General features: G+C 62.6%; 19 protein-coding genes. 12 read left to right on the top strand and 7 right to left on the bottom strand.

Features of this window, described 5'->3' with window-relative positions:
* Nucleotides 1-29 precede the first annotated feature (29 nt).
* Nucleotides 30-470: a metallophosphoesterase family protein gene (locus FPL22_RS11390; RefSeq protein WP_144230479.1), complete on the bottom strand. Its 441-nt coding sequence runs from the start codon at nt 468-470 to the stop codon at nt 30-32.
* A gap of 90 nt (nt 471-560) precedes the next feature.
* Here FPL22_RS11390 and FPL22_RS11385 point away from each other — a divergent pair, with 90 nt between their 5' ends.
* The 5 genes from FPL22_RS11385 (at nt 561) to FPL22_RS11365 (ending at nt 4,814) form a co-directional block, all read left to right on the top strand.
* Nucleotides 561-1,880 carry a DNA polymerase Y family protein gene (locus tag FPL22_RS11385; protein WP_162525280.1) on the top strand — a complete coding sequence of 440 codons (1,320 nt, stop codon included), beginning with the start codon at nt 561-563 and terminating at the stop codon, nt 1,878-1,880.
* 114 nt (nt 1,881-1,994) lie between these two features.
* The gene (gene rpmH / locus FPL22_RS11380) at nt 1,995-2,132 is read left to right on the top strand and encodes a 50S ribosomal protein L34 (protein WP_144230477.1); all 138 of its coding nucleotides are present in this window, start codon (nt 1,995-1,997) and stop codon (nt 2,130-2,132) included.
* A gap of 41 nt (nt 2,133-2,173) precedes the next feature.
* On the top strand, nt 2,174-2,647 hold the full coding sequence (gene rnpA, locus FPL22_RS11375) for a ribonuclease P protein component (RefSeq protein ID WP_238991398.1): 474 nt from the start codon (nt 2,174-2,176) through the stop codon (nt 2,645-2,647).
* Nucleotides 2,647-2,958, top strand: a complete 312-nt coding sequence (gene yidD / locus FPL22_RS11370; RefSeq protein WP_144230475.1) for a membrane protein insertion efficiency factor YidD — start codon at nt 2,647-2,649, stop codon at nt 2,956-2,958. Before rnpA ends, yidD begins: the two co-directional genes overlap by 1 nt.
* 29 nt (nt 2,959-2,987) lie before the next feature.
* Nucleotides 2,988-4,814, top strand: coding sequence for a YidC/Oxa1 family insertase periplasmic-domain containing protein (locus FPL22_RS11365; protein ID WP_144230474.1), 1,827 nt, complete (start codon nt 2,988-2,990; stop codon nt 4,812-4,814).
* Between the two features lie 122 nt (nt 4,815-4,936).
* Here FPL22_RS11365 and FPL22_RS11360 read toward each other — a convergent pair whose 3' ends face one another.
* Both FPL22_RS11360 and FPL22_RS11355 read right to left on the bottom strand, forming a co-directional pair.
* Nucleotides 4,937-5,770 (bottom strand): hypothetical protein, encoded by an 834-nt coding sequence (locus FPL22_RS11360; RefSeq protein WP_144230473.1) that lies wholly within the window; start codon nt 5,768-5,770, stop codon nt 4,937-4,939.
* A gap of 39 nt (nt 5,771-5,809) precedes the next feature.
* Nucleotides 5,810-6,733: a hypothetical protein gene (locus FPL22_RS11355; RefSeq protein ID WP_144230472.1), complete on the bottom strand. Its 924-nt coding sequence runs from the start codon at nt 6,731-6,733 to the stop codon at nt 5,810-5,812.
* 160 nt (nt 6,734-6,893) lie between these two features.
* Between FPL22_RS11355 and metX the strand changes: the two genes are divergently transcribed.
* The 3 genes from metX (at nt 6,894) to FPL22_RS11340 (ending at nt 11,425) form a co-directional block, all read left to right on the top strand.
* Nucleotides 6,894-8,102, top strand: coding sequence for a homoserine O-acetyltransferase MetX (gene metX, locus FPL22_RS11350; protein ID WP_144230471.1), 1,209 nt, complete (start codon nt 6,894-6,896; stop codon nt 8,100-8,102).
* 14 nt (nt 8,103-8,116) lie between these two features.
* A complete protein-coding gene (locus FPL22_RS11345; RefSeq protein WP_144230470.1) occupies nt 8,117-8,725 on the top strand; it encodes a methionine biosynthesis protein MetW in 609 nt (202 codons plus the stop codon).
* Between the two features lie 126 nt (nt 8,726-8,851).
* Entirely contained in the window at nt 8,852-11,425 is a 2,574-nt protein-coding gene (locus tag FPL22_RS11340) for a histidine kinase N-terminal 7TM domain-containing protein (protein WP_162525279.1), read from the top strand.
* A gap of 29 nt (nt 11,426-11,454) precedes the next feature.
* Here the strand turns inward: FPL22_RS11340 and prmB are convergent, their stop codons facing one another.
* Genes prmB through FPL22_RS11320 form a run of 4 tightly spaced genes read right to left on the bottom strand, consistent with a single transcriptional unit; the run spans nt 11,455 to nt 14,197 of the window.
* Nucleotides 11,455-12,429 (bottom strand): 50S ribosomal protein L3 N(5)-glutamine methyltransferase, encoded by a 975-nt coding sequence (prmB, locus tag FPL22_RS11335; RefSeq protein ID WP_238991397.1) that lies wholly within the window; start codon nt 12,427-12,429, stop codon nt 11,455-11,457.
* A gap of 35 nt (nt 12,430-12,464) precedes the next feature.
* Nucleotides 12,465-13,121 (bottom strand): site-2 protease family protein, encoded by a 657-nt coding sequence (locus tag FPL22_RS11330; protein WP_144230468.1) that lies wholly within the window; start codon nt 13,119-13,121, stop codon nt 12,465-12,467.
* Between the two features lie 6 nt (nt 13,122-13,127).
* Entirely contained in the window at nt 13,128-13,988 is an 861-nt protein-coding gene (locus FPL22_RS11325; RefSeq protein WP_144230467.1) for a tetratricopeptide repeat protein, read from the bottom strand.
* Nucleotides 13,985-14,197, bottom strand: coding sequence for a hypothetical protein (locus FPL22_RS11320; protein ID WP_144230466.1), 213 nt, complete (start codon nt 14,195-14,197; stop codon nt 13,985-13,987). The genes FPL22_RS11325 and FPL22_RS11320 overlap by 4 nt, the downstream gene beginning before the upstream one ends.
* Before the next feature lie 77 nt (nt 14,198-14,274).
* Between FPL22_RS11320 and FPL22_RS11315 the strand changes: the two genes are divergently transcribed.
* From FPL22_RS11315 to FPL22_RS11300, 4 genes are all read left to right on the top strand, one after another.
* Nucleotides 14,275-15,045, top strand: coding sequence for an ATP synthase subunit B family protein (locus FPL22_RS11315; RefSeq protein ID WP_144230465.1), 771 nt, complete (start codon nt 14,275-14,277; stop codon nt 15,043-15,045).
* Between the two features lie 110 nt (nt 15,046-15,155).
* A complete protein-coding gene (locus tag FPL22_RS11310; RefSeq protein WP_162525278.1) occupies nt 15,156-15,968 on the top strand; it encodes a transporter in 813 nt (270 codons plus the stop codon).
* Between the two features lie 87 nt (nt 15,969-16,055).
* Nucleotides 16,056-17,141, top strand: a complete 1,086-nt coding sequence (locus FPL22_RS11305; RefSeq protein WP_144230463.1) for a PA0069 family radical SAM protein — start codon at nt 16,056-16,058, stop codon at nt 17,139-17,141.
* 69 nt (nt 17,142-17,210) lie between these two features.
* On the top strand, nt 17,211-17,927 hold the full coding sequence (locus FPL22_RS11300; RefSeq protein ID WP_144230462.1) for an HAD family hydrolase: 717 nt from the start codon (nt 17,211-17,213) through the stop codon (nt 17,925-17,927).
* Nucleotides 17,928-17,947 lie beyond the last annotated feature (20 nt).

The raw sequence follows: 17,947 nt of genomic DNA, 5'->3' as shown, positions 1-17,947 counted from the left end.
AAGACTCTTATTATAAAATAATAGCGTTTTCATTTTTCGAGTGTTTCCAGCATCCAGTGAAAGCGCCCCACTTCCACAGTCAGCCACGCGAAACTGCAGCCGTGGCCGCGTGGTTGCGAGATGCAGCCTGGGCTCAGCCAGCGCACGCCGCGCACATCCACCTCGTCACGCGGCACATGCAGGTGGCCGTGTAATAACACCCGCGTGCCCGCCGGCGCCCGCTTCGGCGGGATATGCACGAGGTGAAATTTTACACCGCCCCGCTCCAGATTAAGCGTCAACGGCCACGCCGGCCAGTCGTCGCAGTTGCCACGCACCACCCGCAACGGCACGCCGAGTTGTTCGAACTCCACCAACACCGCGGGATCGGTCACGTCGCCCAGATGCCAGATCTCGTCCGCGCCGCGCAGCCGCTCCGGCAGGCAGGCCGGATACTGCCCGTGGGTGTCGGAAATAACTGCAATACGCATGTCCGGCAACCTGAGCACATTGCCTGCCGCTGTCATCCCGCTTTTGTCGCGACGTTTGACCGGCCCCGCCGCACCGACGATTTTCGCGCCGTGTCGCTGCGCGCCCTCATTATCGACTACAACGGTTTCTTCGCCTCCTGCGAACAACAGGAGCGGCCGGAGTTGCGCGGGCGCCCCGTGGCCGTCGTTCCCGTGATGACCGAATCCACCTGCGTCATTGCCAGCAGTTACGATGCCCGCGCGCGTGGGATTAAAGTCGGCACACCCGTTTCCGAAGCCCGTCAACTCTGTCCGGGCATCGTTATCATCGAATCGCGGCCCGAGGTTTATATCCGCTACCATCAGAAGCTGATCACCGCCGTGGAGACGTGCCTGCCGATCACCGAGGTCTGGTCCATCGACGAGGTCTGGTGCACGTTGCCACCCGACTGGCAAAACCGCACCGACGCCCTCGCCACCTCGCGCAAAATAAAAACCGCCATCCGTCTCATCGCCGGCGAATGCCTCACGTGCAGCATCGGCGTGGCGCCCAACGCCTGGCTCGCCAAAATCGCCTCCGACCTGGAGAAGCCCGACGGCCTGGTCGTCATCGAGTCCGAGGAACTCCCGCAACGTCTTTTTCCGCTCAAGCTGCGCGATCTCCCCGGCATTGGCGGCAACATGGAGACGCGACTGCGCACCGCCGGTCTCGATACGGTCGAAAAACTCTACGCCGCTTCCGTGGAAAAACTCCGCCACATCTGGGGCGGCATCGAAGGCGAGCGCATGTGGGAACGCCTTCGCGGCACCGAAGTCCCGCTCCCGCCGAAACGCACCAGTTCCCTCGGCCACTCGCACGTGTTGCCACCGCACTTGCGCAACCTCGCCGGCGCCGAGGCCACGTTGCACCGCCTCCTGCAAAAGGCTTCGATGCGTCTGCGCGCCTCCGGATTCTACGCCGGCGGCATGCACCTCGCGTTGCGACTCTCCGGACACAAACAATGGAGCACCGCCGCCACGTTCACCGAGACTCAGGACACGCTCGAACTCACCCGCATCTTTAATCTCCTCTGGGTCCGCCGCCCCTCCGGCACCACCGCGATTCACGGCGTCGGCGTGACGCTCTTCGATCTCGGCACCACCGCCGGCCACACGGCCATGTTGCCCGGCATCGTGGACAACGGCGACAAACGCGCCGGCCTCAACGCCGCCCTCGATCACATTAATAAGAAGCTCGGCAAAAACACCGTCGTCTTCGGCGGCGCGCTGGGAGCCCTCGATTACGCGCCCGTCCGCATTGCCTTCAATCGCATCCCTGATCTGCAAATCGAAGAGGGCGACGCCAGCGGCGACCTCCGCCCCAACGACGACGAGCTGGCCCGCTTCCGTCTCGCCCCACGCGTGTCGGCCCTCAGCGTGAGCGCGTCATAATCCACCTCTTGCCGGCCATTCCCTTGATTCGCATCAGGACACTGCCCCCAAAACCGTGCCTTGACAGCCGCCAAACGGTCCGGCACTTCAGTCACCTCTTAATCATTTACTAGTATGCAACCCACATTCCGCCCGCACCGCCTTAAGCGCGCCCGCAAGATCGGTTTCTTTGCCCGTAAAGCCACCGTTGGCGGCCGCAAGGTCCTCGCCAACCGTCGCCGCAAAGGCCGTAAGCGGTTGACCGTCGTCTAACGACACGGTCGCTTCGCGACTTCTACATCTCACTGCCTGACATGCGTTTCCGCGCCGAGCAACACCTGCGGCGCCAGTTGGATTTCCAGCATGTCCGCACCCACGGGCGCCGCCACGATTGCGGCGCCTTTATGCTTTGGTATGCTCGACAGGCCGCCCCGATCGCGCCTGTAGCAGCCGTTCCCGCAGCGTCCACTGACGCCGTAAGCCCCGACGGGGCCACCCCGGCCGAGACCGCTCCACGCAGCCGTTCTCATCAAAAAAAATCTGCGAGCGGCCCGATTCCCGCCCGCGTCGGCGTGGTCGCCTCCAAGTCCGCCGTCGGCAACGCCGTGCAACGCGCCCGCGCCAAACGCCGTCTGCGCGAGGCCTTTCGCCAGCATCAACTGCGCGTTCCCGCCGGTTACGATTTGCTGCTCGTTGCCCGCAGCTCGCTCAATCGGCTTGAGTATCGCGAGATCGAACGAAGATTCGCTGACGCCTGTCTCAAAATTTTCCCGGCCGCCAAAGCCTGATGCCTGCCTCTTCGTCCACACTCCTGCCGCTCGTCCTTCGCCTTCCCGCGAAGGCTTTGCTCGGCTTGGTGTGGGTGTATCAGCACACGCTTTCGCCCGCGATTCCCGCCGTGTTCGGCCAGGCCTGCGCCTGTCGCTTTCACCCGACCTGCTCATACTACGCCGCGGACGCCGTCCGCACGCATGGTGCGATCCGCGGCGTGTGGCTGGCGGTGCGCCGGTTGTTGCGTTGCACGCCGCTGCATCCGGGCGGCATCGATCCCGTGCCCGCACCGCGCCACTCTTCACGCCCCGTCTGTGTGCGCGGCTGATTTTTCAATTTTAAGCTCCTTTCAAATTCATGGATAAAAAGAATACGACCATCGGCGTCATCCTGCTCCTCGTCGCCTTTGCCAGCCTCTACTTCGCCAGCCCCAAACCGGGTGCCGCTCCGACCGCCACGCCTGATGCGGTGACCCCTGCGTCCACGGCAGCCGTCGAAGGCCAGCCGGCCGGCACGACGCCCCCGACCGGCACGTTGAGCGCACCCGCGCTCCCCGCCCCGACGAACTCCACGTTTGCCGCGCTCGCCAACGACAACGCCGATGCGTCCATCACCACGCTCGCCAACGACTACGTCGAACTGCGCCTCACCGATTTCGGCGGCGCCATCCGCGACGTCGCCTTCAAGAAATACGCCGCCATCCAGGGCCAGCCCGAGCCGTTCGTCTTCAATCATCTCCACGCCTCGCCGATCCTCGCACTGGATGATTTCCCCGGTCTCGACCGCTCCGCGCGTTACGCGCTGGTGAGCGCCACATCCACCGAGGTCGTTTACCGCGCCGTTCTGGAGAACCGCATCGAGGTCACCCGCCGCTACGTGCTCCGCGCCCCCGGCGACACCACGGGCGACCCCTACCGTATCCGCCACGAGACTACGTTCCGCAATCTCACCGACCAGACCACCCCGCTGCCCCGCGCCGCCGTCAATCTCGGCACCGCCAACCTCATCGACCGCAACGACACCGGCCAATACCTCAACCTCGCGAGCTACGACGGCGAAGACGCGCACTTCACCGATCGCGGCGCCCTCCAGGGAGGCGGCTTCCTGAGTGGCTTCGGCATCGGCAACAAAGCCGATCTGCCCTCCCTCGAACTCACCCAGAAAACCGTCTGGGCCGGCGTGAAGAACCAGTTCTTCGCCAGCATCTTCACCCCGGAGAAACCCGGTGTCGGCGTGCTCGTGCGCCGCATCGAACTGCCCGCGCTCGCCGGTTCCAGTTATCCGAGCATCGGCCTCACCGGTGCCGCCCGCTTCGACCTACCGGTCCTTCCCGCGGCCGGCTCGGCCTCGATCACCGGCGAACTCTATGTCGGCCCGAAGGAATACACCCGCCTCGACAAACTGGGTAATCGCGAAGACCTCGTGATGCAGTTCAGCCGTGGCATGGGTAAGATCTTCCTGAGCGGCATCGTTTCCCCGGCGCTCAACAAGCTGATGAAGTGGACCTACGGCTTCGTCCACAACTGGGGCATCGCCATCATCCTGATGACCATCCTCCTCAAGGTCATCTCTCTACCCTTCACGCTCGCCGCTTCGAAGTCCGCCAAGCGCATGCAGAAGCTCCAGCCGCTCATGCAGGCCGTCCGCGAGAAATACAAGGATCAGCCCCAGAAGCTCAACCAGGCCACCATGGAGCTCTTCAAGGAGCACAAGGTAAACCCCGCCGGCGGCTGTATCCCGATTCTCATTACGATCCCGCTCTTCATCGGTTTCTTCACGATGTTGCAGGGCACCGCCGAGCTGCGCTTCCAGTCGTTCCTCTGGGCTCATGACTTGTCGGCCCCCGACACCGTGGCGCGCATCTTCGGCCTCCCGCTCAACATCATGCCGCTGCTCATGGGCGTCACCATGTTCTTCCAGATGAAGCTCACGCCGTCGCCCACGACGGACAACATGCAGGCGAAGATCTTCAAGTTCATGCCGTTCTTCTTCACGGCGATCTGCTACAACTTCTCCTGCGCCCTCGCCCTCTACTCGACGATCAACGGTCTCTTCACCATCGGCCAGCAGCTCGTGGTGAACAAATACACCAAGACCGATCCCGTCCCCACCCCGCTCGGCGTCCCCAGCGGCACCGGCAAGGGCAAGAAACTCAAGAACGTCACGCCCCCCAAGAAGAAATAATCGCGAAAAACGTAACCGGGGTCGCCGCCCCGGTCCGAACAAAAGCCCCGCCGATCCAAAAATCGACAGGGCTTTTATTGCCTGAACAGGTAGAGACGGCACTCCATGTCGTCCGCGTCAGCTCACCGCTTGATCGCCACTGTTTTCGCCGTAAGAAAAACCAGCATAGTTTCCGCAGGAATACGCTCCATCTTCTTTCCATCGCGACCCTGCAAATTCTCCGGCGCAGGTTCCTCGACACGCTCGGCGCACAGCACGACCACCGAACCTGACGTCAAACGCACCTCGGCCTTCGCCGAAAGTGTTGAAAAAATCGGCTGATAAAACCCCTTGGGTATTTTCACCTCAGTCGGAGTGCCCAGTTTTTCTCCTAACAATAAGGTCACAGTCTTGTCCCCGTATTCCACGAACCCCTCGAACAGGGTCACCTGCGCATCCACGCTCATCTGAATCAATCCATCCGAAGACACGCCGGGCGAAATCGCCAGTTCCACGGAAAGATCCCGACGCGCACTAAAAGGCTGTCCGTTAATACTCACCGACGGCACCTCCGAATCGCTCCCATCAAGTTTGGGCCCAATAACCATTCGCGCCGCATTCCCCGCCGCCACCGTGACCGTCGGTAACAACTTCACTTCCTGCCCGGATACTTTCACCAGCTCCTCTAACGCCGCGTCCGCCTGCTTCCGCGTCAACACAATCGTGCCCGAGCGAAGTCCCTTCTCATCGCCCAGAAACGCCAGCACGCCTTTCGCAGCGGGAGCCGCACCAGTGATTCGCACATACTGCGCCGCCGCCGTCACCTGCAGGGGAACCCGCGGAGTTATATTTTCCACTTTCACGGGAAAATCCGCAGCCGGCGGCGGCATCACAGCAACCGACGGTTTCGTCGCGCATCCCTCCAGCGCAAACGTTGCCATTATCAATGCCGCTAAACCAAGAGGTAGTTTGGTCATATAAAGTGTGCGCGTTTGAGCTCGGCGTGAACCGCGCGCTTAACCCAGATCGAAGGGAAAGTTCACTCCCCCCAGATACTTTGCCTGCAACCGGTGGATGCGCGCCGTGGTTTCGGTCGGAACCAAGCGGTGTTCGTCCATGTGGGCGCGGAGTTGCCCGAGGTAAGTCTGCAAATAGGCCTGCGACGACTCGCGATGCACGACCGCCACCCGATCCGTGGCTTCGCGCAAACCGGCGATGCCCGTCTCTTCCAGCAGCGCGAGCATCTCCGTGATGCGGTTAAATTCCGCCTGCACCTCGGCGATGATCAACGTGCGCACGCGTTCGATACGCACCTGAAACCCCACCACCGGCATGCGCGGCAGCAATGCGGCCGCCTGCGGTGTATCCAAAATCTCCATCTGATGCCGGTCCGCACGGCTGTTCACCAAGTTGACCTCCTCGTCGAGCTGGTGGGCAACCAACAAGGCACGGTCGATCGCCTCATTGGCCGCCGGCGAAAGACGGCCGCGCTGCCAGTCGTAGCCCGAGGCCGCCATGTTGCGCGCCTCCACGAGCGCCCGCAGGAGCTCATCGAGTTTTGCATGCAGCCGCTCCAACAGCGCCGGCCACGCCGTGAGGTTATCGATCGCCGCCAGTCCGCGCAGATAGGCGGGCGACGCCAGGCGCACGTAATTATCCAACTCACCGGCCAGGCCCTCGGCGATCAACGGATGCAGGCGCTCCATCGTCTCCTGCGCCGAGACCACCCTCGCCAGCTCGGCTCGGGCCGCTTCGTGGGCCGCCAATTCATCCGAACGGCCGATCGTGGGGAGAAACCGCGTGCGCGAACTGAAGGATTGCTGGATCGCCTTCACCCGCAGCTCAAAGTCACCATGCAACTCCTTCAACAGCCCGAGCGCATAACGCACGTGGCAGTCATCGAGTAACAGTTCATCGAGTTTGGCGGACGGTTCGGCCATGAAAGATCACCGACTAAAGCCCGCGGGGCCATTTGCCACAAGCCTGCTTATGGGATTCCCGCGCCCGGCGGCATCCCGCTGAACGAGGTGGCGTTGCGCGTTGAAAAATGAGTGTTCATTCGCTCCTATTAGTGGTTACTGCTGTGCCTGAGTCCCTCCCATGAACGACGCCGACGATGACATCCCTTCCGCCACCCGCTCCGAGCCGGGCGAGGTCGGGCTGGTCGAGCCGCGGGACTTTATCACGACCGAGCCGTTCACCTTCGACAACGGCCAGACGACTCCCGGCTTCACGCTGCGCTACGAGACCTACGGTCGTCCCAACGCCGCGCGCGACAACGCGATTCTGATTTTCCACGCGCTTTCGGGTGACCACCACTGCGCCGGCATCCACTCGCTCAACGACCGCAAACCCGGTTGGTGGAACAACCTCATCGGCCCCGGCAAGGCGGTCGATACCAACAAGTTTTTTGTTCTCTGTTCCAACGTGATCGGCGGCTGCCAGGGCTCCAGCGGTCCGTCGTCGATCGACCCGCGCACCGGCAAGCCCTACGGCATCACGTTCCCCTCCGTCACCATCCGCGACATGGTGCGCACGCAGAAGCTCTGGCTCGATTCCATCGGAATCACTTCGATCTACGCCGCCATCGGCGGCTCGATGGGCGGCATGCAGGTGCTCCAATGGAGCATCGAATATCCGTCGTTTGTGAAGCGTGCACTCGCCATGGCCACCACCGCCCGCGAGGGCGCGCAGGCCATCGCCTTCAATGAGGTTGGTCGCCAGGCCATCCTGCAGGATCCCGAGTGGAACCACGGTTACTACCCGAAGAGCGGCGGTCCCCGCGTGGGCCTCGCGATCGCCCGCATGATGGCCCACATCACCTACCTATCCGACGCGTCGATGGACCGTAAATTCGGCCGCAAGGCCGTCGCCGCCCATCGCAAGCCTTCGCCCGCCAGCGACGTTTCGGAGCTCTCCATGGAGGGCATCGACCCTGTCGCGCCCGCCGCCACGTTTGACGTGCGCTTCGAGGTCGAGAGCTACCTGCGCTACCAGGGCCAGAGCTTCATCAACCGGTTCGACGCCAACTCGTATCTCTACATCACGCGTGCCCTCGACCAGTTCGATCTCGCCGCCACCCATGGCTCGCTCGAAGCCGCGTTTGCCGAGGTGCAAGCCGCCACGCTCGTGATTGGTTTCACCAGCGACTGGCTGTTCCCGCCCGATCAGAACCGCGACATCGCCCTCGCCCTCCTGCGCGCCGGCAAACGCGTGAGTTATGCCGAGCTTTCGACCGACCTCGGCCACGACTCCTTCCTGCTCGAGTCGCCGCAGCTCTACGATCTCGTGCGCGGTTTCCTCAACTGACGCCGCGCCACGCCATGTCCAAGCACACCCACATCAAGCGCAGCGTCGACATGCAGATCATCGCCGACTGGATCGAGCCCGGCTCCCGCGTGCTCGACCTCGGCTGCGGCCGCGGCGTGCTCCTCGACTACCTCGTGCAGACGAAACAAATCCACGCGGTCGGCGTGGATCTCGATTTCGACAAGATCTCCGCCTGCGTGCGCCGCGGACTCACCGCGTATCAAGGCGACATGATGTCCCTCATGCGCGCACTGCCCGAAAACCACTTCGACCGCGTCATCTGCTCACGCACGCTGGAAGAACTCCCCGATCCCGGCGCCATCATCGAACAAGCCCTCCGTATCGGAAAAACGGTTACCGTTGGCTTCGTGAACCACGGCTACTGGAAAAACCGCGCCGCCGCCTTCTTCCTCGGACGCAAACCGCGCAACGCGGTTTACACCACCGCCTGGTTCGAGAGCCGCCCGACGAATCCCGCGAGCATCGCCGACTTCGAAGACTTCTGCGCACTGCGCCAGCTCAAGATCGCGCGTCACGCCCACCTCAGCGGCGATTGGAAAAGCCGGAATAGCCTCCTGCCCAATCTGCTCGCAGGCTACGCCCTCTACGATCTCACGCGCTGATCCGCCGGGGCTTCGTCCCCAAACCCACCAGAGCGAACCTAAGGAGTTCACCCCCTCTGTTTGCAGATTATCCTCAATGCTATCGCCTTGTCGCCCCAGAAGGGCTGGGTAATTTTTGGCGCGCACGTGAGCACTTTGTTTACCTATCAACTCACGGCACTGGCCCTTCCGCAGGCGATCGCCGCCGGCCTGTGCCTGATCGCCGCCGGTTTCGTCTGGCCTTTACGCCGTGAGTCCACCGCCGCCGCGTGGCTGGTCGCCGTGCTCGGCGGCGCGATCCTTTGGTCCTTTGCCGGCGCGCTGGAATTCCTGGCCGTCGCGGTGCCGGCGAAGATTTTTTGGACCCAGATTTCCTACATCGGAATCGTGATGGGCCCGATTTCGCTTTTTCATTTCACCTACGCGCACACCCACGGCGGAGCGAGTCCGCGCCGGGCCGTCTCCGTGGTCATCTGCCTCATCGGCCTGCTCGTTCTCCTGTCGGCGTTCACCAACTCCTGGCATGGCTTGCACTGGCCCGAGGTCACCGCGGTCCAGCGCGGCAAGTTCGTCTTTGCCAACTACGAGCGCGGGCCGATGTTCTGGGTCACGGTCGCTTACTGCTACGGCTTTATGTTTGCGAGTTCGGTCATGCTCGCCGCCCACACGATCAGCATGGGCAACGTGTTCCGGCAGCAGGCGTGGATCATCATCCTCGCCACGCTCGCGCCCTGGTTCACCAGCGTCATCTACGTCATGCGCCTCGGCCCGCTGCCCGAGCTCGATCACACGCCGGTGGGGTTCGCGGTGAGCGGAATTTTGTTTTCCTGGGCGGTCGTGCGCATGCGGCTTTTCGAACTGGTGCCCGTCGCCGCCAACACCCTGTTTCTCTACATCCCCGATCCCGTGCTGGTGGCCGATCCCCTCGGTCGTCTGGTGCGCGCCAACCTGGCCGCGATCCAACGCTTCGGCCGCATCGACCGCCACATCGGTCAGCCGCTCCTCAGCGGTTTCGCACAGCACCCCGAACTCGGCGCCGGCATTCTCGAAAGCACCACGCGCACGGATCCGCACACGTTTTCACTCGGAGACAACTGGTGGACGATTCAATCCACCTCGCTCGACGAGGCCGATGGTCGCGCCCGTGGCAATCTGATCGTGCTGCGCGACATCACCGAACAAAAACGCGCCGAAATCGCCCTCCTCCACGCAAAGCAGGAGCTCGAAGAAACACTCGTCCGCGCCGACGCGCTCGCCCAGGAGGCGATGGCCGCCAGCACCGCCAAGAGCAACTTCCTCGCACAGGTCAGCCACGATCTGCGCACTCCGCTTCACGCCATCCTCGGCATGACCGAGGTGTTGCGCTCCGGCCCGCTCGATGCCGCGCAACAAACCGAGGTCGCCACCATCAGCGATGCGGGCGACGCCTTGCTGCGCCTCATCAACGATCTTCTCGATCTCAGCCGTATCGAAGCCGGTCGTCTCGATCTCGCCCACGAGCCGTTCCAGCTCGACGACGTGCTCGACCAGATTGCCGATCTCCTCGGCCCGGCCGCCCATCGCAAGGGCCTTTTCTTCGCCCACTGGATCGAGCCCGGCCTGCCCGGCGGACTTCGTGGCGACGCCGACCGCCTGCGTCAGGCGCTCTTCAATCTTGTGGGCAATGCCGTCAAGTTCACCGAGCGCGGCGGCATCACCGTGCGCGCGTTGCGGGACGGCCCCTCGCTTCGTATCGAAATAACCGATACCGGTCGCGGCATCGCACCCGAACATCTGGCCAACCTGTTCAATCCCTTCAATCGCGGCGATCCCGAGCTCGCCCGTCGCGTCGAGGGGACCGGACTGGGCCTCGCCATCACGCGGCGTCTCGCCGAGGCGATGGGCGGCACCGTCACCGTAAGCAGCCGGCCCGGCGAAGGCACCGTGTTCGTCCTCGAGCTGCCCATCGTGGACGACTCCGCCGTCGGCGCGGGCGTCGCCCGACTGACCGGTCAGGCCACCGGTCGTCGCGTCGCCGTGGATCTTGCAAATACCATTCGTTGCCTCGCCGTCATTCAGGGATTGCGCAGCCTCGGCATGGATGCGGTTGAGTTATCGGCCAACTCCCTGCCCTCGGCTGGCGGAGCCTTGATCGTGGAATCCACGGCCTTGGAGCAATCGCCCGCCAAGGACTGGATCGCGGCCGGTTGCACGGTGATCGCGCTCGCCGCGCCCGAGTCAAAGCCCTCCGCCACCACGGCTCCGCTGCGTCGCCGCAGTCTCGCCTCGGCGCTGCTCTCCGCCTCCACACCCTCGCAATCCCCGTTCGTCGCGCCCGCGGGCCCGCGCCGCCGCGTGCTGCTCGCCGACGACAACGCCCTGAGCCTGCGCGTCAGCACGGCCCAGCTCGGCCAATGCAATTGCGAGGTCACCACGGTCACCGGAGGTCTCGCCGCGCTCGATCAACTGGCGCGTGAATCCTACGACATCATCGTCCTCGACGGACAAATGCCGGACCTCAACGGCTGGGAGGTCGCCTTCCGTGTGCGCCAGTGGCCTAAGGACGCGCTCAACGCCCGCACGCCCATCGTGGCGCTCACCGCCGATCTCACGCCCGAGTCGCATGTGCGCTGGTTACACGCCGGCGCCGCGGTCGTCCTCGGCAAACCCGTGCGCACGCGAGAACTCTCGGAAACGCTGGAACGGTTTACGCCAAAAAACGAACCGGTTGGTTTAAAGTAAACCACCCGACGCACGCCGAATCGCGTCGCTCAGCCTTTCCACGCACGCAAACGGCCCGCTTGGATGAGGCACACGCAATTGCTCCCGTCGGCCGTGTGCATCCAATACAAGTCGAGCGCGGCAAATTCCTTGTCCATCGCCCGCTGCAAGCCGCCGACTTCGATCAGCAACACGCCATGCGGCTGCAGACGGTCGCGGGCCTGGCGCAGAAGTTTGCGAATGATATCCAGGCCGTCCTTGCCGCCATCCAGCGCCATGCGCGGTTCGTTGTGGAACTCGGCCGGCAGCTTGTCGCAATGAGCGCTCGGCTCGTAGGGCGGATTGCTGAGGATGACGTCGTATTTCACCTTCGGCACCGCATCGAACACATCGCTCTCATGGAGCTTCACGCGACGGGTGAGCTTGTGGTTTTTGATGTTGATGCGCGCGACGTCGATCGCATCGGGGGAAAGATCCACCGCATCCACTTTCGCCTTGGGAAAATGATGGGCGAGCAGGATCGCGAGACAGCCCGAGCCGGTGCACACATCCACCACGTGCTTCACCTTGGCCGGCGCCGGCAACCACGCATCCAACTGCTGCGGGATGATCTCCAAAAAGTAGCTGCGCGGAATGATCACCCGCTCGTCGACATAGAAACGATACTCACCGAGAAACGCCTCGCGCGTGAGATACGCCGCGGGAATGCGTTTATCCAACCGGCGCTGCAGCATGTTTTCCACCGCCATGATCTCGGCCGCCGTGAGCTTGCGCTTGAGGACCGAAGGATCGCTGTCGAGCGGCAGGGCCAGCGTGCGCAACAAAAGATAAAGCGCCTCGTCGTGGGCATTGGTCGCCACCTGCCCGAGCGCGACGCCGGTCTTCTTGTAACGGGCCATCGCATGCTTCAACCAATCGCCCAAGGTGACCGGACGGATCTCCTTCTTTTTCGCGACCGGTTTTACGACGGGTTTCGCGACTGGTTTGGCCCGCGCGGGCTTTGGTTTTTTAGGGGAAGTGGCCACGATTGTTAAATCGGCGTAAAGAAAACGTCACCCAATCAGCCGGCAACCAGTTTGAACAGCAAAACAAACGGCGTCGAAACGGCGTCGATCGCATAGCCCAACGCCGCGCGAATCGGCGGCAGATTGATTGCAACAATCAGCACAACGAAGCCCCACCGCGACAGGTTGTAATACGTCTCGTCACTCATCCCGACCGCGTGCCGCAATATGTGGCTGCCATCGAGCGGAGGGATCGGGATCATGTTGAACACGGCGAGCACGACGTTGAGAAAAATAAACGTCCCCACCAGTTGAGCGAGTGCCGGATCAATGAAGCGGCAGCACAAGCCGCCGATGATCGCGGCGAGCAACGCCAGCACGAGATTCGACCCCGGTCCGGCCATGGTCGTGAGAATGTCATCCCGCACGCGATGGCGAAAATAAGACGTGTTGATCATGACCGGCTTGCCCCACCCAAACAGAAAATTTCCAGGCAGCACGAAGATGCACAGCAGCGGGAAAATCACCGTGCCCATCAAATCCATGTGGGCAATCGGGTTGAGCGTGACGCGACCTTGGGAGGAAGGCGTCGGGTCACCGAGCTTGTCGGCGGTAAACGCATGCGCCCACTCGTGAATGCTCAGACTCGTGACGAGAAAGATGTAGAAAATGAGTCCTTCTCGCAGCTCCGCGAGTCCGATGCCGTTTGTCATGAGCGGTTACTTTGCCGGCTCCGCGTCGAGCTGCGCAACCAGCTTTTGCTTCTGTGCCTGCAAGGCCGGTTCTTTGACCGTCGCGAGCAACGTGCGCGCGTCGGCGAATTTTTGTTCGTGGATCAACACGTTGGCCTGATGCAGGCGCACGGTTTCCTTTTCAAGCGGTGTGCCGACTTTGCCTTCAAACTCGCGCCAGAACGCCAGCGCCGCCGACCACTCGGGCCGCTCCAGATCATAGAACGATTCTCCATAACGATATGCGTAAGCCGTGTTGCCCGGCGCACACGCCGACGCCTGCTCAAACGCTTCCTGCATGGCTTGGTCGACCGTCGCGCGCGTCCACGCTCCGCTCTTGATAAAGTCCTCGCGGGCCTCCGTCAGCAACGTGCCGATCTGGTAGTGATAAAGGGGCTCCGCGGGCGCGAGTTTCACGGCGGCGAGATAGTAGTTGAGCGCATCCAGCGGCTTGCCTTCCTCCGCCAGATAATTGCCGAGCTGGTTCTTCACCAGCGGCAGGTTCGAATCCAGTTTGTTGGCCTTCAGGAGCAACGCCGCCGCACGCTTGCGCTCGTCCAGCACGGGTTGGTTGAGCAGCAGCGCATAACTCACGTAACCAGCCGCCTCGTTGGGATATTTTTTCAGGTAGTCGTCGAAGTTGAACACCAGTTCTTGAAACTGTGAGCGCATGTCCTCGACCTCGGCCTGCGTAGTTTTTTCCGCAGCCTTGGCCAGCAGATCGCGTTGACGCTCGACGAGCACGCGCAACTCCTGCGTGGCCTTGGACGGCGCGGGTTTATCCTCCGCGCGCAACGCGACCAACGGCAGACAAACCACCAGCACTAAAAGACGCGCGTAAAATTTCATGAGATGAAGCGGTGACAATCTGCCGCGCCGCATGTGCCGCGCAAACCTGCATTGCGCCGAGCATATTGCGAATTCAGCCCCGTTTGCTTTTGCATCCTGCAATATAGGCGAAATCCCTCGTTTTTCGCCGCGTCGGAAATTCGAAATTCCATCGATTTGATATTAAATAAGATGCGACGCACTTCAGCCCCCGAAAAACCTGCTGGCATGAATAATGGAATAGAGAATCCGCAACCAGTTGGGCGCCATTACGGCGCTCATCGAACCCTGAATCCCTATAACCACCATGAATAAGAAGACCGTTCTCCTCACCACCACGGCAGCCGCTTTTTTTGCCACGGTATCGTTTGCCAATCCTAACGCCGGTGCCGAAGCCACCGCCACCGTGAACGCCGCGACCAACGCCGCCAACACCGCGGTCACCAACGCCCAAGCCGGCGTCAACAGCGCCACGAATGCCACCAGCAACGCGGTCAACTCCGCCACGCAGGCAACCGTGAACGCCTCCAACGCCACCGCCGGCGCGGTCAACAACGCCGGTGCCGCCGTCAACAGCGCCACCTCAGCCAATGGCTCTCTCGACGCCAGCCGCCCCGTCCGTAACGGCGTCACCGCCACGGGCGAAGTCACCAACACCCTCGGCGGCGAAGCCAACGTCAACGGTCGCAACTTGGCCGCCGGCTCGACGCAGTCGCTCTCCGGATCACTCAACACCCTCCAAGTGACCCGCGATATCCGTGCTTCCGCTTTCCAGGCCCGCGACCAGATCGTGAGCTCGGTCAGCCAGCGCGTCGCCCAGACCAAGGAGGCCACCGCCACCGCCGTCAGCCGCGTTAACGACGAGGCCCGCAAGCAATCCAGCTCCGCCATCAAGCGCGCCGAGAAGGCCCGTGAGCGCCTCGAGTCTTCCCTTGAGAAGGCCCGCGACTCCGCCGAAGCCCGTTGGGACAAAGCCCGCGAGCGTCTCGCCGATGACTACGAGGCCTATGCCAAGGCCACCGCTGAGATCAACCTGAGCGCCTCCCGCGAAAACAAAAACAACGACAGCTCGAACTAAGCGTTTGATCTGATCCGCCCATGCATCCCAAGCCGGACTCCACGCGAGTCCGGCTTTTGCACGCCACTCCGAAACACTTTCATCCCGCGTCCTATCCAGCTTCCGCTCACATGAATTCCGCCTCTTCCCTTCGCCTCGCCCTTCTCGCTCTTGCCTTGCCCGCGATGAGCATCGCCCAGGATAACACCACTCAGGAAAATACCACGCCAGTCATCCCCGACGCCCCGGTGTTACCCTGGCGAGCTGATGCCAGCTTCAACTACAGCCGCGGTGACTACGGTCTCGCCGACGACACCGAGGTTTACGTCGCTGCGACAAACCTCGTCTACGACACCGCCTCCTGGCGTTTTCAGGCCGGCGTGCCTTTCCTCTACATCAAAGGCCCGGCCACGGTAGTCGGTGGTGGAGCAGGTGTCGGCACCCGGCCACCCGATTCTACCGAGAGCGGACTGGGCGACGTCACCCTGAGCGGCACCTATAAATTCGGCCCGCTCACACCGGCCGAAATCGAGACCGATTTCACCGCACAGGTGAAGTTCCCCACCGCCGATGAAGACAAGGGCCTCGGCACCGGAAAGACGGATTTTTATCTGCAATTCGACGTGCGCAAAACCTACGGTCGCTTCACGCCGTTTGCCACGGTCGGCTACCGCATCCTCGGCACCAGCGCCGCCTATCCGCTTGAGGATGGTCTGTTCGCTTCCTTGGGTGTGGCCACGCCCGTGACCGACAAGACGACCGCGGGTGTTTCCGTCAGCTGGCGCGAAAAAATCGTGTCCGGCGGAGACGACTCGGTGGACGCCATGGTGTTCGCCCAGCAAACGCTGACCACACGCTGGAGCGCTCTCGTTTACGTGCTCGCCGGCTTCACCGACGCCTCGCCTGATTTCGGCGCCGGCACCGGCGTTTCGTATAAATTTTAACCTCCAGCCCGCGACGGATCAGGCGGTTGAGAAATCGCCGGTCCGTGCGCATTGCGGGCCGTGCCGGCGCCGCCACATTCCCTGCGCATGAATGCGCCCGAGTCCCCGCACCCTTCCGCCATTCCCGGGCGCGGCACGGCTCTTTCGCTCCCAAATCGTTTCGAGCGCCTGCACGTCGAGCCCGATCCCGATGCCGACCTCGGTCCCGACTGCGGCGAAACGCCTCACCCGCGCACGCAGTTTTTCGACGACGCCAGCGAATCGATTCTGAATCCCATCGACAGCCCGGACCTGCCGATGGGCATGGGCCTTAACCCGTATCGCGGCTGCGAGCACGGTTGCGCCTACTGTTATGCGCGTCCCACGCATGATTACCTCGGCTGGGACAGCGGACTCGCCTTCGAAACGAAGATCATGGTCAAGCGTCGCGCGCCCGAGTTGTTGCGCGCCGCCCTCTCCGCGAAAAAATGGCGCCCGCAAACCATCTCAATGAGTGGCGTCACCGATTGTTATCAACCCGCCGAACGCCATTTCCGGCTCACGCGCGGCTGCCTTGAAGTGCTCGCCGAGTTCCGCAACCCCGTCGCGATCATCACCAAGAACGCGCTCGTCACCCGCGACATCGATGTGCTCTCAGACCTCGCCCGCCACCGGTGTGCCGCGGTTTACGTCAGCATCACGACACTCGACGCCGGACTCGCCGGAAAACTTGAGCCCCGCGCCGCCCGACCCGAACACCGCCTGCGCACCATCCGCAAACTGGCCGAAGCCGGCATTCCCGTTGGCGTCATGGTCGCGCCGGTCATTCCCGGGCTCACCGATGCGGAACTGCCCGCCATTCTTGCCGCCGCGGCGGATGCCGGTGCGCGTTCCGCCGGCTACGTTCTCCTGCGCCTGCCCTACACGGTGAAGGACGTTTTCAGCCAGTGGCTCGACGATCACGCGCCCTCCAAAAAAGCCCGCGTCCTCGACCGTTTGCGCGACTTGCGTGGCGGCAGGCTCAACGAAACCGCCTGGGGCTCGCGGCTTCAGGGTGAAGGCGTATTCGCGGATCAATTACGCGATCTCTTTCAAATCACCGCCCGGCGCGCGGGGATGAATCGCAACCGCTTCGACCTGGATACCACGGGTTTTCAACGCCCGGATGCGGACGGACAACTCGCCTTATTTTGAGCAACCCGCGCGCGGCGGAGGCTTGCCGTCATTTCAGGCACTCCGTCTGCTGATGGCACCGACCATTATATGCCTTCCCGTGAACTAGTGATCGCCTTCGACGCCGACGACACCCTCTGGCACAACGAAAACATCTTCGAAGATGTGCATGCCCGCTACCGCGACATGCTCGCCAGTTACCACGGCACCGAAGCCGTCGAAGACGCATTCTTTGCAACCGAGATGCGCAACCTCGATCTTTACGGTTACGGCGTCAAAGGCTTCACGCTCTCCGCCATCGAGACCGCCATCCAACTCACCGGCGGCAAGATCAGCGCCGAGGAAATCCGCCAGTTGATCGATCTCGGCCGCACCATGCTCGCTCATCCGGTCGAGTTGCTCGACGGCGTCGCCGAAACCCTCGCCGCCCTCGCACCGGCGCATCGTCTCCTAGTTATCACCAAGGGCGATTTGCGCGACCAGGAGCGCAAACTTTCCAAGTCCGGCGTCGCCGATTATTTCAAGGCCGCCGAGATCGTCTCCGAAAAAGACACGGCCACCTACGCGTCGATCCTCAAGCGTCACGACATCCTTCCCGAGAATTTCCTCATGGTGGGCAACTCTCTCAAGTCCGACATTTTCCCCGTGACCGCACTCGGCGGTTACGCCGTCCACCTGCCCTACCACATCACGTGGAAACATGAGCGCAGTGATGTCATTCCCCTCGAAAAAAATCACTTTTTCACCCTCGGCAGCCTGCGCGATTTGCCTCCGTTGATTGAGAAGCTCATGGTCGAACGAGCCTGACCGCACGCGGCATGTGACGC

The organism is Rariglobus hedericola (genome assembly GCF_007559335.1).
Classification (GTDB): domain Bacteria; phylum Verrucomicrobiota; class Verrucomicrobiia; order Opitutales; family Opitutaceae; genus Rariglobus; species Rariglobus hedericola.
The sequence above is the reverse complement of the archived record's forward strand: the minus strand, read 5'-3'. Positions and strand labels throughout refer to the sequence as shown.

Excerpts from the sequence above, each read along its gene's own strand:
- FPL22_RS11390 (WP_144230479.1), bottom strand. The coding sequence starts at position 470 with ATGCGTATTGCAGTTATTTCCGACACCCACGGGCAGTATCCGGCCTGC.
- rpmH (WP_144230477.1), top strand. The coding sequence starts at position 1,995 with ATGCAACCCACATTCCGCCCGCACCGCCTTAAGCGCGCCCGCAAGATC.
- rnpA (WP_238991398.1), top strand. The coding sequence starts at position 2,174 with ATGCGTTTCCGCGCCGAGCAACACCTGCGGCGCCAGTTGGATTTCCAG.
- yidD (WP_144230475.1), top strand. The coding sequence starts at position 2,647 with ATGCCTGCCTCTTCGTCCACACTCCTGCCGCTCGTCCTTCGCCTTCCC.
- FPL22_RS11365 (WP_144230474.1), top strand. The coding sequence starts at position 2,988 with ATGGATAAAAAGAATACGACCATCGGCGTCATCCTGCTCCTCGTCGCC.
- FPL22_RS11360 (WP_144230473.1), bottom strand. The coding sequence starts at position 5,770 with ATGACCAAACTACCTCTTGGTTTAGCGGCATTGATAATGGCAACGTTT.
- FPL22_RS11355 (WP_144230472.1), bottom strand. The coding sequence starts at position 6,733 with ATGGCCGAACCGTCCGCCAAACTCGATGAACTGTTACTCGATGACTGC.
- metX (WP_144230471.1), top strand. The coding sequence starts at position 6,894 with ATGAACGACGCCGACGATGACATCCCTTCCGCCACCCGCTCCGAGCCG.
- FPL22_RS11345 (WP_144230470.1), top strand. The coding sequence starts at position 8,117 with ATGTCCAAGCACACCCACATCAAGCGCAGCGTCGACATGCAGATCATC.
- FPL22_RS11330 (WP_144230468.1), bottom strand. The coding sequence starts at position 13,121 with ATGACAAACGGCATCGGACTCGCGGAGCTGCGAGAAGGACTCATTTTC.
- FPL22_RS11325 (WP_144230467.1), bottom strand. The coding sequence starts at position 13,988 with ATGAAATTTTACGCGCGTCTTTTAGTGCTGGTGGTTTGTCTGCCGTTG.
- FPL22_RS11320 (WP_144230466.1), bottom strand. The coding sequence starts at position 14,197 with ATGCCAGCAGGTTTTTCGGGGGCTGAAGTGCGTCGCATCTTATTTAAT.
- FPL22_RS11315 (WP_144230465.1), top strand. The coding sequence starts at position 14,275 with ATGAATAAGAAGACCGTTCTCCTCACCACCACGGCAGCCGCTTTTTTT.
- FPL22_RS11310 (WP_162525278.1), top strand. The coding sequence starts at position 15,156 with ATGAATTCCGCCTCTTCCCTTCGCCTCGCCCTTCTCGCTCTTGCCTTG.
- FPL22_RS11305 (WP_144230463.1), top strand. The coding sequence starts at position 16,056 with ATGAATGCGCCCGAGTCCCCGCACCCTTCCGCCATTCCCGGGCGCGGC.
- FPL22_RS11300 (WP_144230462.1), top strand. The coding sequence starts at position 17,211 with ATGCCTTCCCGTGAACTAGTGATCGCCTTCGACGCCGACGACACCCTC.